General features: G+C 42.1%; 13 protein-coding genes. 5 read left to right on the top strand and 8 right to left on the bottom strand.

From position 1 onward, the window contains the following. Positions 1 to 97: 97 nt before the first annotated feature. The 3 genes from QUF86_RS08180 to QUF86_RS08170 all read right to left on the bottom strand — a co-directional run bounded on the left by QUF86_RS08180 (position 98) and on the right by QUF86_RS08170 (position 3,963). Positions 98 to 1,291, bottom strand: coding sequence for an MFS transporter (locus QUF86_RS08180; RefSeq protein WP_289334007.1), 1,194 nt, complete (start codon positions 1,289 to 1,291; stop codon positions 98 to 100). A gap of 148 nt (positions 1,292 to 1,439) precedes the next feature. Continuing rightward, on the bottom strand, positions 1,440 to 2,762 hold the full coding sequence (locus tag QUF86_RS08175; RefSeq protein ID WP_289334006.1) for an APC family permease: 1,323 nt from the start codon (positions 2,760 to 2,762) through the stop codon (positions 1,440 to 1,442). A 376-nt stretch (positions 2,763 to 3,138) separates the two neighbouring features. Then, positions 3,139 to 3,963, bottom strand: a complete 825-nt coding sequence (locus QUF86_RS08170) for an undecaprenyl-diphosphate phosphatase (RefSeq protein WP_289334005.1) — start codon at positions 3,961 to 3,963, stop codon at positions 3,139 to 3,141. 147 nt (positions 3,964 to 4,110) lie between these two features. Between QUF86_RS08170 and QUF86_RS08165 the strand changes: the two genes are divergently transcribed. Next, the gene (locus QUF86_RS08165) at positions 4,111 to 4,860 is read left to right on the top strand and encodes a glycerophosphodiester phosphodiesterase (protein WP_289334004.1); all 750 of its coding nucleotides are present in this window, start codon (positions 4,111 to 4,113) and stop codon (positions 4,858 to 4,860) included. Between the two features lie 60 nt (positions 4,861 to 4,920). Here the strand turns inward: QUF86_RS08165 and QUF86_RS08160 are convergent, their stop codons facing one another. After that, the gene (locus QUF86_RS08160) at positions 4,921 to 5,124 is read right to left on the bottom strand and encodes an alpha/beta-type small acid-soluble spore protein (protein ID WP_057278019.1); all 204 of its coding nucleotides are present in this window, start codon (positions 5,122 to 5,124) and stop codon (positions 4,921 to 4,923) included. Positions 5,125 to 5,293: 169 nt separating this feature from the next. On the opposite strand from QUF86_RS08160, the gene QUF86_RS08155 reads away from it, so the two are divergent. After that, positions 5,294 to 6,577: a glycoside hydrolase family 18 protein gene (locus QUF86_RS08155; RefSeq protein WP_289334003.1), complete on the top strand. Its 1,284-nt coding sequence runs from the start codon at positions 5,294 to 5,296 to the stop codon at positions 6,575 to 6,577. 264 nt (positions 6,578 to 6,841) lie between these two features. Continuing rightward, positions 6,842 to 7,834: a potassium channel family protein gene (locus tag QUF86_RS08150; RefSeq protein ID WP_289334002.1), complete on the top strand. Its 993-nt coding sequence runs from the start codon at positions 6,842 to 6,844 to the stop codon at positions 7,832 to 7,834. On the opposite strand, the gene QUF86_RS08145 is transcribed toward QUF86_RS08150, so the two are convergent. The 3 genes from QUF86_RS08145 to QUF86_RS08135 form a co-directional block, all read right to left on the bottom strand. After that, a complete protein-coding gene (locus QUF86_RS08145) occupies positions 7,831 to 8,235 on the bottom strand; it encodes a YugN-like family protein (RefSeq protein WP_289314553.1) in 405 nt (134 codons plus the stop codon). The genes QUF86_RS08150 and QUF86_RS08145 overlap by 4 nt on opposite strands. Positions 8,236 to 8,627: 392 nt before the next feature. Then, entirely contained in the window at positions 8,628 to 9,974 is a 1,347-nt protein-coding gene (locus QUF86_RS08140) for a glucose-6-phosphate isomerase (protein ID WP_289334001.1), read from the bottom strand. Positions 9,975 to 10,115: 141 nt separating this feature from the next. Next, positions 10,116 to 11,279, bottom strand: coding sequence for an iron-containing alcohol dehydrogenase (locus tag QUF86_RS08135; protein WP_289314551.1), 1,164 nt, complete (start codon positions 11,277 to 11,279; stop codon positions 10,116 to 10,118). Between the two features lie 207 nt (positions 11,280 to 11,486). On the opposite strand from QUF86_RS08135, the gene QUF86_RS08130 reads away from it, so the two are divergent. Beyond that, complete coding sequence (locus QUF86_RS08130) at positions 11,487 to 11,720, top strand: DUF378 domain-containing protein (RefSeq protein WP_289334000.1); 234 nt, start codon at positions 11,487 to 11,489, stop codon at positions 11,718 to 11,720. A 193-nt stretch (positions 11,721 to 11,913) separates the two neighbouring features. Here the strand turns inward: QUF86_RS08130 and yugI are convergent, their stop codons facing one another. Further along, on the bottom strand, positions 11,914 to 12,318 hold the full coding sequence (gene yugI / locus QUF86_RS08125) for a S1 domain-containing post-transcriptional regulator GSP13 (protein WP_061143894.1): 405 nt from the start codon (positions 12,316 to 12,318) through the stop codon (positions 11,914 to 11,916). Positions 12,319 to 12,664: 346 nt separating this feature from the next. On the opposite strand from yugI, the gene QUF86_RS08120 reads away from it, so the two are divergent. Then, positions 12,665 to 14,008 carry a sodium-dependent transporter gene (locus QUF86_RS08120; RefSeq protein WP_289333999.1) on the top strand — a complete coding sequence of 448 codons (1,344 nt, stop codon included), beginning with the start codon at positions 12,665 to 12,667 and terminating at the stop codon, positions 14,006 to 14,008. Positions 14,009 to 14,022: the final 14 nt, after the last annotated feature.

Here is a 14,022-nt window from a genome sequence, read left to right as displayed (position 1 = left end):
TATCTATTACCCTCTTCTCTTATCAATCTATTATTCAATATCCTTTTTCACTAGATTATATTCAGGATTCCGGAAAATCATGATAGAAAAGATCATTTTATTTAACGATTTTCACTTTTTCAACCATCATGGCACAAGCAGCAGCCAGGATGATTAATATGGATACTGCCGAGATGACCCCTACCCAACCGAACTTCATCAGGAATAAACCGCCTGATGCCCCCACTACACTTGATCCCGCATAGTAAAACAGGAGATATAATGCGGATGCTTGTGCTTTTTCACTTTTATCGGCTAAACTTCCAACCCAGCTGCTCGCAATTGAATGAGCTCCAAAAAAGCCAAATGTTAACAGGGCAAGCCCCATTATTTTCAGCAAAAGTGGATCCAATAGGGTTAAAAGGGCCCCCATCAGCATGATTGCGATTCCGATAAGAAGAACAAGCCTCCGACTATATTTATCGGCAAGCTTCCCCATCCATGTAGAACTAAATGTCCCCACAAGATAGATGATGAAAATGAAGCCAATCAATGTCTGTGATAAATGATATGGCGGTCCCATTAAAGGTATACCCACAAAGTTATAAACGGTAACAAACGAGCCCATTAATAGGAAGGCCATACCGAATAAGAGTACTAGTCTGCCATTCCTTAAGTTATTTATGAGGGAGGTTTTTATTCTCGACAATGAGACTCCTACGCGAACTGCATGCTGCGAAGGCGGAAGCATCCACCAAAAAGCCAGACTGATGATCAAACTTAAAGCTCCAAGGCTGCCAATCGCTATGTTCCATGAGAAATGATCGGTCAGCACCCCGACAATCAACCTGCCAGCCAATCCGCCGATACTCGACCCACTCACGTAAATCCCCATCACATAGCCCAGACTTTTCGGATGGAACTCTTCATTGATATAGGCCATCGCAATTGCCGGGAAACCAGCAAGCACCGCTCCTTGAATCGCCCGTATTGCAATAAGTATGTATAGGTCATCCTGGATGAAGCTTACACATATGGATAACAATGCAGACAGGGTGAGCGCTGTTCCCATTATTTTTTTCCTATCGATATTTTCCGAGAAAAAGGAAACTAGCAATAAACAAATGGCAAGCGTCCCCGTTGCGAAAGATAATGTAAGACTTGCCATAGCAGGAGAGACTCCGAATTGCTTTGCGAATACCGGAATGACCGGTTGGGTACTATATAGATCGGCAAACGTTACAAAGCTACCAAGAAATAAAGCCAAGATTGTTTTCCTGAATGATTTACCAGCAGGCTCGATATAATTCACTTTTGTTCAGACCCTTCACTATTAAACTTTCCCCCTATGTTAATACGAACTTCCTGAGTTGTCTATTTCGCCACTTATGGCCAAAGGGAAAGTTCAGTTCCAGCAATCCTAAAAAAACCCTTCACTGCACTGAGTGAAGGGTTTTTCATTAATATGACCGTTTATTATTCCGCTCACTTTTTTTAAGCAGCCAGTACACAGGCATACCTATAATGAGGATGATCACAGAGTACAGGGCATTTAAAGGCGTATCGATTAATGTGCTTACAACAATATATATTGCGCCAGCAATCGCTACAATAGGAATCAATGGGTAAAATGGAACTTTATAAGTTTTCGCATCCGGATCTTTCTTGCGTAAGATGAAGACCGCAAAGAAGGCTAATCCATAAAAACAGAAGACAGAGAATACGGCCATATTGGTAAGTTTGTCAGGGTCTGCTGCAACCATCATGATGATTGCAATGAACACTTGTAATATCGTTGCATTTACAGGCGTTTTAAACTTGGGCGATATTTTCCCGATTTGTTTATGCCCAGGCATCATTTTATCAGTCGCCATCGCCAAGGTTATGCGCGGGAAGGTCAGGAGTTTTCCGTTCAAGCAACCGAAAATGGAAATCGCTATTCCGATTGATATCAATTTCCCGCCCAATTCACCAAATAGAAGCGTTGCCGCAACATTCGCTGCATTCGTTCCATGAGCTATGACTCCCTCTGCTCCCAATACATGAAGCATGGCAAGGTTAACAGCTAAGTAAGCGACCATGACCACGACTATTCCCGTTATGATCGCACGCGGCAACGTTTTCTGCGGGTTTTTCATTTCCCCTGCCATGAAGCCGACGTTCATCCAACCATCATATGCCCAGAGCGTAGCCAAAATCGCACCGGCCATGCTGATTTTCATTGAACTTTCACTATTGACATTGAATACAGGCATATCACCCTGTGCGATACCGAACACTGCTATGAATATGATGGGAATCAATTTAGCAACGGTCGATAAGGCTTGTATCATACCGCCGTATTTTGTCCCCAGCAGATTCATGCCTGCTAAAAACACGATCGTAAGAATCCCTATTACCCAAGCGTAATCTGAAGCAATATTAAATATTCCTGCGACTAATAATCCGAAATATAAACTGAGGGCACCCATGACTGCAGGTCCATATACCAATGTTTGAACCCAGCCGCATAGGAATCCCCATGCTTTTCCGTACACTTCTTCCATATAAACATATAAGCCACCCGTTTTAGGAATCCGGGTACTCACTTCCGCAATCGTCAATCCGCTTGCCAGGGTAATCAGACCACCTATCAGCCAAGCTAATAAGGCCATAGTTGAATTACCACTTAACTCAAGCACGTCACCAGGTCTCATGAAAATACCAGAACCGATAACTGTACCAACTACAATAGATGTTCCAACCCAAAAGCCAATCGTTTTTTTCAATTGGTCATTTCCCATGTTGTCCTCCCTAGGTGTACACATGTACTTATTTTATACTAAAATTATATCATATAAATTATACGAAAATAGTTTATGTAATCATTTGAATATTCCAATAAAAACTCAGACACATTGGTATTACTACGCTCAGGGCGCTTTATTACATTTATATTTTTTTTACTAAATATGACTGAAACTACGCTAAAAGCCGAATATTTTTTTATTTACAAAAGATTATTCGTTATTTACCTCGATAATTACGAATTAAAAACCATAAAACACATTTATCATTCGTTATATATTTCTGTGAGATTCCAGCATTTTTCTAGGGACGCAAAAAAACCACCCCAAATCAACGGGGTGGTTCCACTCCACTTTCAAGCTTCATTTCGTATTACCAAATAATGAATAGAAGCACAATCGCCAAGACAATCCGGTAGATGGCAAAAGGAGTCAATTTAACTTTATCGATTAAAATCAAGAAAAAGCGGATACAGATTAACGCAAAGATAAATGCGCTTATGAAACCTGCAATAAAGAATGGCAGAACTTCAGGCTTGAAGAATTCCCAGTACTTCACGATTTTCAACAGACTGGCCCCAGCCATGATCGGGACTGCCATGATGAACGTGAAATCGGAAGCCGCCCGGTAGCTCATTCCTAATAGCACACCGCCTGATATCGTTGAACCTGAACGGGAAAATCCCGGCCATAGAGATATACATTGGATTAACCCAACTCCAAGGGCCTGTTTATAAGTGATTTGGTCAACTGTTTCAGCAGTCAGCTTTGGACGGAATTTATCCGCAGCAATCATCAAAAACGCGCCAAGGAACAACCCGACGATAACCGTCTTAATGTTAAATAATTCATCAATATAATCTTCGAATAATAGACCTAAAACTCCCGCCGGTAACAATCCGACGATAACCTGCAATAGGTTAAGCTTTGGGCCCTTCACAGCGGATGTGCCTTTCAGCTTCCTTAAACCAAGCAAGTCCATGAATCGTCCCCAGAAGAGCACGACAACGGCGAGTATCGAACCAAGCTGGATGACCACCTTGAACGCATTGGCCACTTCACTCCCGAAAAGCTCTTTCGAATTCAGCCATAAATCATCGACGATAATCATATGCCCTGTAGACGATACAGGAGCAAATTCAGTTAACCCCTCAACAAGACCAAGGATAACCGCAACAAAAATTTCCCACATATTCATTTTATTCACCTCATAATTCGAACACCTATTTATGGAAATATCATATGTATTTTACTCGTTGTTTAAAATATTGTCTATTAAACATTGCTGAAACAATTTACGGGTACATGTATGATAGGGTTCAAGATAAAGTTTAAAGGGGAAGTGATGATTTTGCAAAACATACTGATTTTCGCCCATAGAGGGTCAAAGGGGACGCATCCTGAAAATACCATGGCTGCATTTCAAGAGGCGGCAGAAATCGGTGCCGAGGGGATCGAGTTCGACGTCCATCTCAGTTCTGATGGTGAATTGGTCATCATCCATGATGAAACATTAGATCGAACGACCACCCTTACTGGTTATGTAAAAGATCATTCGTCACAACAGCTGAAAACGGCGGATGCCGGGAGCAAATTTTCCAAGGAATTCCTTGGGGAGCCGATTCCTTTTTTAATGGAAGTTTTCGAATGGGCAAAGGGAAATGCTTTATTGATGAATATCGAAATCAAAACGGATAAACTCGCTTACGAAGGGATTGAACAGAAAATCATTGATTTAATTCGGCAATATCGAATGGAAAATCGGGTGATCCTCTCTTCCTTCAACCATCAATCCATTGAAAAAGTGAAGATGCTAGCCCCGGAACTTGAACGTGCATTATTGTTCGAGGGGCTTCCTGAAAACTTCGAAGAAATCTTACGTGATAAAAAAGAATCAGGGTTTCATCCAGATAAAAACAACCTGACCCCGGCAGTTAGTGAAAAAGCGAAAAAACTTGGATACAAAGTCCGGCCATGGGTCGCCAATGATGAAGCTGACATCGTCAAGCTTGCAGAATTGGATGTCGATGTTATCATGACCGATTTCCCTGAAAAGGCAATCAAGATTTTAAAGGCTTGGCAGTCACACGGCTGAACAATGCGAAAGAGAAGGAGCGAAGCCCCTTCTCTTTCTAATCCATTTTTATTCAATTAATTAACGAGAATATCCACCTAATTGTTGCTCAGCCATTTGCACTAAACGTTTTGTGATTTCCCCACCAACAGATCCGTTAGCGCGAGAAGTAGTGTCAGCACCTAGGTTTACACCAAATTCACTTGCGATTTCATTCTTCATTTGTTGTAGAGCTTGCTCTGCACCAGCTACTACTAGTTGATTGCTGTTATTGTTGTTTGCCATGTGTTTTCACCTCCTACTAATATTAATTAGCATTTTAAGCTTAAATTATTATTGCCAATTTATTGTATTTTTTTCTTTACGGCCCTTCAATCCAAAGCTCTTTATCATGATTTTCTTATTATGTTCATAAACTGTTAGGAAACTTTCAGTACAGTAGGAGGGAAAAGAATTGCAAATACATGTGGTTAGGCCAGGCCAGACGTTATATGGCATCGCCCAGACATACAGCGTAACCGTTGACAGGCTCGTGGAAACGAATAAGATTCCTAACCCAACTAACCTTGTTTCGGGGCAGGCCCTTGTCATTCCAATAGTCGGCAGCTATTATTTCGTTCAACCGGGTGATAGTCTTTATTCCATTTCCCAAAAGGTTGATGTCCCTTTTCAAGAGTTGGCAAAAATAAATGGCATTCCCGAAAATCAAGTCTTATCCGTTGGATATCGGCTCTATATTCCGGCACGGAAGAAAAGGACCGCCGAATTCAACGGTTATGTCGAGCCTAGGGGTACGACGGTCGCACCGGCCCTTGTAACGGCTGCAAGGGAAGCTGCGCCCTATTTAACCTATTTAGCCCCATTCAGCTTCCAGGCGCTTCGTGACGGCTCCTTAAAAGAGCCTTTGCTCGATGACTTCCCTGCCATCGCCAGAGAAAATAAAAATGTTTTAATGATGGTGATCACGAATCAGGAAAATGACCAATTCAGCGATGAGCTCGGGCAAATCATCTTGACGAATACTTCTGTTCAGAATAAGTTCCTGAACAATATCGTTACAACGGCAAAGAAATATGGATTCCGGGATATTCACTTTGACTTTGAGTTTTTAAGGCCGGCCGATAAAGAAGCCTATAATCAATTTCTCCGAAAAGCCAGGGATCGATTCAAGAAAGAAGGCTGGTTCATTTCCACGGCACTTGCCCCTAAAACAAGTGCTGAACAAAAAGGCAGTTGGTATGAAGCACATGACTATAAAGCACATGGTGAAATCGTCGACTTCGTTATCATCATGACTTATGAATGGGGATATAGCGGAGGACCTGCAATGGCCGTGTCCCCTATTGGACCGGTTCGGGATGTTCTCGAATATGCCGTCACCGATATTCCCTCCTATAAGATCCTGATGGGGCAGAATCTATATGGCTATGATTGGACCCTGCCTTTTGTACAGGGATCCACCGCCAAGGCCGTGAGTCCGCAGCAGGCCATCCAGATTGCGGCGGCAAATAATGTTTCCATCGAGTATGATGAAACCGCACAGGCCCCGCACTTCAACTATACTATTGAGGATAGGCAGCATGAGGTGTGGTTTGAGGATGCCAGATCCATTCAGGCAAAATTCGATTTAATCAAAGAACTGAACCTAAGGGGGATGAGTTATTGGAAGCTCGGCCTGGCCTTCCCTCAAAACTGGCTGCTCATCAGTGATAATTTTAACGTACGCAGAAGGGTCTAAGAACAGATTGAGCCTATCGTCAAACTTTTGGAATACCAAAACGCAAACGGACATATAATCAAATATCGAGCATGAAGTCCAGTTCAGGATACGTGACTCAGCCAATAAGCCTTCCGGCATTGTCCGGAGGGCTTTTATCATTTCAGTCGCAACTTTCCAGGTAATCTGCCGAAATTCATCATTCAAAGTTTGTCTGTCCGCTCCCTTATGAGCCAAGCCTTTTTTGACCATACTAAAAGGAACAGTTAAGGGGGTGTGAGAAACATGATTCGAATCGGCACATACATCAGCGCCGTTCCCAGAATTCCGCGTTTCATCAGATTGCTTTCTATCATCGCATTATTTTTACTCTCATTCGGGGTCTTGATCCACATTGTGGAGCCGAAGAGATTCCCTACTTTACTTGATGGCATCTGGTGGGCAATCGTAACTATGTCAACGGTGGGTTACGGAGATTTCACTCCCGTTACAAATATTGGAAAAATCATTGGGATGGTCCTCATTTTGTCGGGAGCCGGCCTGATCACCTCTTATTTTGCGTTCATTGCTAAAATGTCCATTTCCAATGAACAGCAATTTTTAACAGGAAAGAAAGTATACGGCGGCGGCGGTCATATCATCATTGTAGGCTGGAATGGCCGTTCCAAGAGAATCATCCAAAACATTCATGATCGTAAACATCATCAATCCATCGTCCTTATAGATGATACACTGCAAAAGCATCCGCTTCCAAGAACGAATATCCACTTTGTCCAAGGAAAAGCTACATTGGATTCCGTTTTGCAGAAAGCTAATATAAAACAAGCCATACGCGTACTTATCACAGCTGACCTCAAGCAAGACGAGCTGCAAACGGATATGTTCTCGATATTAACATTATTGGCCGTCAAGGGACTGAATCCGCATGTGTATTGCCTTGTGGAGATATTAACGCATGAACAAAAGGAAAATGCTTTACGAGCAGGAGCGGACGGTATAGTGGAAACGAATAAATTTGCGAGTGAATATATGCAGGATTGCTTATCGAAAGGGATCATTGCGGATGCAGAAGAGCAAAATGATTGGGATGGATTGAACATCAAACAGCTGCCCGTCCGGAATGACTGGGTGGAAATGTCGTTCAAACAGCTGAGCGTCAAGCTATTTGATCAGGACATTTTATTGATTGGCATCATTTCAGGGGGCAAGACTTTCATCAAGCCCCCTGCAGATGTAATCATACATCGTAATGACACCCTGCTCATCATTGAAGATTAATGTAATAAAAGCTTTTCCAAATCACGGACAAGCGTTTTTCCATATGAGATATAGTTTTCCGGAAATTCGGCATCCGGATTTTCCGGCTCAGCAAACTGGTTGAAGGAAGCGGAGAGGTTTCCGATATTTCCTTCACCGTCAATACCGTCCTCGTACTTATGAGATAGCAAAAACGGCTGTAAAAATTCGACCATTACCCCATCCATATCGAGTGAACCATCAACAGCCTTGAAAGGGACTCGCAAGAACTGGTATCCATCGCTGTCATCTATCTTATAATCAAAAGACCCGTGGTCATAGTCCCATCCTCCGCCTATCACATAGCCTTCGGGTTTTAACTTCGTCTCCAAATCGAACAAACCGAATGTTTTCCCTTCCAACTCAGAAGAAATTTTAATCATTGTAAAAAACCTCTTTCGCTAATTTTCTATTAGCTTAACCAAAAGGCCTTTAAAAAAACCCCTGGAATGACTCTATCGTTCCCTTGATCAGGCATAAAGGAAGATTGGCTTCCTCACTGATTTCCAAGCTTTCCTTACGCTTTTATTTCAGCTTCGTCGCTCCTCTCCTCCTCCAGTCGTAATTACCGGATCTTCTGCTGCTCTTCTTTCCATCCGGCAGGCAGGCTTCTTGCGGACCCGGGTACCGTTCTCAGTTTCTCTAGCACCTCGATACTACTTATCCCCCACTTTCATTTTCGATACCAGTATCGAATATGTTTATTCTTACCCTTTGGCGTTCAACCCAAAAAAAGCATCAAGCTGGATGTATTCCAGCTTGATGCCTTTTTTTATTATAAGCGCTTTTCGAGCTCCGCTTTTTTCTCTTCATAACCCGGTTTGCCTAAAAGCGCAAACATGTTCACCTTATATGCTTCCACTCCAGGCTGATCAAATGGATTTACACCCAGTAAGTAACCGCTCATTGCACAAGCTTTCTCGAAGAAATATACAAGGTAGCCAAATGTATAAGCATCAAGCTGAGGAACCGATAGGATCAGATTGGGAACGCCGCCGTCCGTATGGGCTAACAGAGTACCCTCAAATGCTTTATTATTTACGAATTGCACCGTTTCACCTGAAAGGTAATTCAGACCATCCAAATCATTTTCCGCTTTTTCAATTGAAATTTCATGACGGGCTTTCTCCACTTTGATGACTGTTTCAAAAAGATCACGTCGCCCTTCCTGAACATACTGCCCTAATGAATGCAGGTCAGTCGAAAAGTTAGCGGATGAAGGGAAGATTCCTTTTTGATCCTTTCCTTCACTCTCTCCAAATAATTGTTTCCACCACTCAGAGAAGTATTGAAGTCCAGGCTCATAGTTTATCAGCATTTCAATGGTTTTCCCTTTATTGTAAAGGATATTTCGAACCGCCGCATATTGGTATGCCTGATTATCCGCTAGCTCGGAAGAACTGAATTCCACCCTGGCTTGCTCGGCTCCCTCCATGATTTGATCGATATCCGCCCCGCTTACCGCAATCGGAAGCAGCCCTACTGCCGTTAAGACCGAGTAACGTCCGCCAACATCATCAGGAATGACGAAAGTTTGGAAACCTTCCTCCGTTGCTACCGTTTTTAATGCGCCCTTTTCTTTATCAGTGGTCGCATAAATGCGGCCTTTAGCTTCTTCAACCCCATATTTTTGTTCCAGCAATTTCCGGAAAATCCTGAAGGCAAGTGCAGGTTCAGTGGTCGTACCGGATTTAGAGATGACGTTGATCGAGAAATCCCTATTTTCCAATAGGTCCATTACGTCCTGCATATATGTAGAGCTTATATTATTACCCACAAATAAAATTTGCGGTGTATTTCTTTTGTCCGATGGCAAAATGTTATAAAAACTATGTTGAAGCATCTCGACTGCCGCACGTGCTCCCAGGTATGACCCACCGATTCCGATAACCAGCAACACATCTGAATCTTCTTTTATTTTTTCGGCCGCTTTTTTGATTCTTGAGAACTCTTCTTTATCATAATTGGCGGGTAAATCAAGCCAGCCAAGATATTCATTGCCTGCCCCTGTCTGCTCATGCAGAGAATGGTGTGCCACTTTTACAGCATCCTGTAAATAGGTTATTTCATGCTCCCCGAAAAACGGTAGGGCTTTTGAATAATCGAAACGAATATGGGCCATTCAAATTCCTCCTTTAATTTTAAGTTTCCCTTTCACTTTATCTGATGTAATTCTCATAATCAAGACATCGATTTAGTAAATAACGAATAATGCAGCAATCTCCCACCTGACAAGATGGGAGAAATGATCATTTCACTTGATTTATAATGAAGCCCGTAAAATGGCAAGGACATCCTCACGGTTCAGGATTTTGAATCGTCCAAATTCCCCTCTGCTCATCGCTTTATCAGCCATGACTTCCAATTGTGAGTCATCGATGCCATAATCCGAAAGATTGGTCGGCGCCCCTAAGCTGCTCCAAAACGCCCTAAGCCTTTCAATGCCCTCAAGTGCAGCTTCCTCATCCGTTTTACCTTCCGGGTCCACATGGAACACGCGGACTGCAACCTGTTTAAAGCGTGCGACGTTTTCATGGAGCACATGTTTCATCCAATTTGGGAATAAGATGGCCAATCCTCCGGCATGCGGGATGTCATAAACGGCTGAAACGGCATGTTCAATGTTATGAGTTGCCCAATCACCACTGTAACCAACCCCAAGCGAACCATTCAAGGCTAGATTTCCTGCATATAGGATAGTAGCCCGGTGCTCATAATTCTCTAGGTCTTCCAATAGTTTAGGTGCCGTTTCAATCACGGTCAATAACAGCGATTCACAGAAACGGTCTTGAAGGGGTGCATGCGTTTCCGGATGGAAATACGTTTCGAACACATGTGACATCATATCGACCATTCCGTATACCGTTTGATCTTTAGGCACCGAAAAAGTATTTTCGGGATCTAAAATCGAGAATTGAGGAAATACCAATGGACTTCCCCATCCATATTTCTCTTTCGTTTCCCAGTTTGTTATGACTGAGCCCGAATTTGCCTCGGAGCCGGTTGCAGCTAAAGTCAGCACCGTTCCAAACGGAAGGGCCTCTACCACTGGTGCCTCCTTAATGACAAGATCCCATGGATCCCCCTCATATTTAGCACCTGCCACAATTGCCTTTGTAGCATCAATAACGCTTCCGCCTCCAACAGCAAGGACAAAGTCGATACCCTTTTCTTTACAAAGATCCACACCTTTCCGGACTGTTGAGATGCGTGGATTCGGTTCAACTCCGGAAAGTTCGTGTACCTCTGCATCAATCACCTTCAATGCGTTGACCACTTTATCATATAAGCCATTTTTCTTTATGCTTCCTCCACCGTAAACAAGTAAAACTTTATGACCATAAGCAGGAATTTCAGTTTTTAAACTTTCAAGCTGATTTTTCCCGAAAATTACTTTAGTAGGATTTTTATAAGTGAAATTTTCCAATGGATTTCTCTCCTTTAGTGCCTCATTGACCCCATCTGTGGCCATAAAATTGCCCATTTGGCCAATGGCTGGTTTTTCTTTTCATTATGAACCAATGTTCCATATAAATACAAAATATCCGCCCGCATCTTTTATAAGGATGTATATTTACATGATGAAAAAGCATGATAAGTAAAGAACTGATTTTCTCAAAAAGGAGGCTGTACAATGAGTGGAATACAAAGAACTGCACTTGTTCTTATTATAATCGGGGCAATCAACTGGGGATTAATAGGTTTTTTCCAATTTGACTTGGTCGCTTCAATTTTCGGAGGGCAAGATGCAGCAATGGCCCGCATCGTTTATGGATTGGTAGGAATTTCCGGTCTCATTAATCTTGGTCTTCTCTTTAAACCAAGTCCTGAAATTTCCAGGGAGCCTGAAACCAAACCTACTCGTTGAAAGTCTTAAGTCCATGGACATTGTTTATGTTCTATAAAATAAAGCCGGACCATGGTAAACACATGACCCGGCTTTATTTAATTCATATGCCTGTATACCATCTATAAGCGGCAAGTTAGGTCTGGACATCTTCATTGATCATGAAAATGGACAAAAAAAACCGGCTGATCGAAGGATCTGCCGGTTCACAAAATTATTTTTTGATTAAGTCTTCGCGTTGAGATTGTTCAATCCACTCTTGAAGTTTGTCTTTCAATGTGTTGAAACCTTCAGTAGATTCGATGTGAGATGTCGCTTTAACAGATGCTTGGCGTTTTTTCGGAGCTTTTTTCGGAGCTTCAGTACGCTCAGGAGCTTCTTCTGTAGCGCGGATCGATAAGCCGATTTTTCCAGCAGCTGAATCGATGGAAAGCACTTTAACTTTTACTTCATCGCCCACTTTTAAATGTTCGTTGATATCTTTAACGAATCCGTGAGTAATTTCAGAAATATGAACTAAACCTTGAGTTGAATCATCTAGAGCAACAAAAGCACCGTATGGTTGAATACCAGTAACTTTACCAGTAACTACCGCACCAATTTCGAATTTTTCAGACATGGTAACACTCCTATTTTATATATATTTTTTCGTCTTTTCACGCAATAAAAAATTATATCACATAATTGGAAAATAATCAAAGTTAAGTATACCATACTTTTTGGGATTTTACTCATTAAATATGTTTGTTTTTTGGAAATAATAAATATCATAAGCTCGTTATTAATAACTTATCCTAAAAATTTGCAAATAACCTCATTTCCCCATAAGATATTTACTCATTTTTCTAAAGATTGTAATATTAAAACACTATCCAATCCCTAATAAACATAGTAAGATGGGAAAATGTTTTAAAGAAAGTAATTTACAGCTAGATATTTTTTACATCTAAAGGAGTTTTTCCATCATGTCAAAACAAGATCAATGGACTTCAAAACTTGGGTTTATCCTGGCAGCCGCGGGATCCGCTATTGGATTGGGTGCCATCTGGAAGCTCCCATATATGACTGGGGAAAATGGTGGAGGGGTCTTTTTCCTGCTCTTCATTTTGTTCACCCTGCTTATCGGTGCACCCATATTAATTGCAGAATTCACAATTGGCCGCAATGCACAGAAAGATGCCATCAGCGCATATAAACATATCGCCCCAGGAAAGCCTTGGGTTTTGATTGGGTACGGCGGTGTCGTCGCTTCCATCATTCTGCTTTCATTCTTCAGTGTGGTTGGAGGCTGGATCATCTCTTATTTAGCAAGAAGCTTTACAGGTTCCCTCTCAAACTTAACTCAAGAGGAATATGGAAACTTCTTTAATGCGATAATCAGCAATCCTTATGAAACGGTAATCGCTCAATTATTATTCATGGTCTTTACCATTTGGGTCGTGCAAGGTGGCGTATCCAAGGGAATTGAAAAAGCGAATAAATATATGATGCCTTCATTGTTCATTCTTTTCATCATTCTTCTAATCCGTTCCTTGACTCTCGATGGAGCAATGGAGGGTGTGAAATTCTTCTTGAAGCCCGACTTTTCCGCTTTAACAGGGGAAACGATCCTATTGGCACTTGGCCAATCCTTCTTTGCGCTAAGTGTTGGTGTTTCAGTGATGGTAACCTACGCATCCTATTTAAGTAAAAATGAGGATATTACAAAATCGGCCTTTTCAGTAGTCGGACTGAATATCTTCATTTCCTTGTTGGCAGGTTTAGTTATCTTCCCGGCTGTTTTCGCACTAGGCTTCAGCCCATCAAGCGGGCCTGGACTGGTATTTGTCGTATTACCTGCCGTCTTTAATGAAATGGCGCTTGGCGGGATCTTCATGGCCATTTTCTTTATTTTATTATTATTTGCCACCCTTACAACGTCATTCTCGATACTTGAAATCGTTGTGGCAGCCATGATCAAAGGTGATACTGCAAAGCGGAAGAAGGCTTCTTGGATAGCTGGTATCCTCGTGTTCCTGATTGGGATTCCAAGCGCATTATCATTTGGGGTGCTTTCGGATGTGAAGATTTTCAATTTATCCATATTCGATTTCGCTGATTATCTGACAAGCAATATCGCGCTGCCAGTCGGCGCCTTGTTCATATCCCTTTTCATCGGCTATCAAATGAAAAGGATCGAGGTCCAAAGGGAGTTCGAATCTGGCGCAGATTCCGGCCGATCACTTTTTAAACTTTGGTACTTCCTGATTCGCTACATCGTGCCGATCATGATCATACTCGTATTCCTTAAGTCAATCAATCTCATTTAACATCCAAAATGCCG

The sequence above is a fragment of the Peribacillus sp. NJ11 genome, assembly GCF_030348405.1.
In the GTDB taxonomy this organism is placed as follows: Bacteria; Bacillota; Bacilli; order Bacillales; family DSM-1321; genus Peribacillus.
This window is presented reverse-complemented; position numbering and strand designations above follow the sequence as displayed.

Bases quoted from the DNA above. Each gene is read 5' to 3' on its own strand.
- QUF86_RS08175 (WP_289334006.1), bottom strand. From the start codon at position 2,762: ATGGGAAATGACCAATTGAAAAAAACGATTGGCTTTTGGGTTGGAACA.
- QUF86_RS08170 (WP_289334005.1), bottom strand. From the start codon at position 3,963: ATGAATATGTGGGAAATTTTTGTTGCGGTTATCCTTGGTCTTGTTGAG.
- QUF86_RS08165 (WP_289334004.1), top strand. From the start codon at position 4,111: ATGATTTTGCAAAACATACTGATTTTCGCCCATAGAGGGTCAAAGGGG.
- QUF86_RS08160 (WP_057278019.1), bottom strand. From the start codon at position 5,124: ATGGCAAACAACAATAACAGCAATCAACTAGTAGTAGCTGGTGCAGAG.
- QUF86_RS08150 (WP_289334002.1), top strand. From the start codon at position 6,842: ATGATTCGAATCGGCACATACATCAGCGCCGTTCCCAGAATTCCGCGT.
- QUF86_RS08145 (WP_289314553.1), bottom strand. From the start codon at position 8,235: ATGATTAAAATTTCTTCTGAGTTGGAAGGGAAAACATTCGGTTTGTTC.
- QUF86_RS08140 (WP_289334001.1), bottom strand. From the start codon at position 9,974: ATGGCCCATATTCGTTTCGATTATTCAAAAGCCCTACCGTTTTTCGGG.
- QUF86_RS08130 (WP_289334000.1), top strand. From the start codon at position 11,487: ATGAGTGGAATACAAAGAACTGCACTTGTTCTTATTATAATCGGGGCA.
- yugI (WP_061143894.1), bottom strand. From the start codon at position 12,318: ATGTCTGAAAAATTCGAAATTGGTGCGGTAGTTACTGGTAAAGTTACT.
- QUF86_RS08120 (WP_289333999.1), top strand. From the start codon at position 12,665: ATGTCAAAACAAGATCAATGGACTTCAAAACTTGGGTTTATCCTGGCA.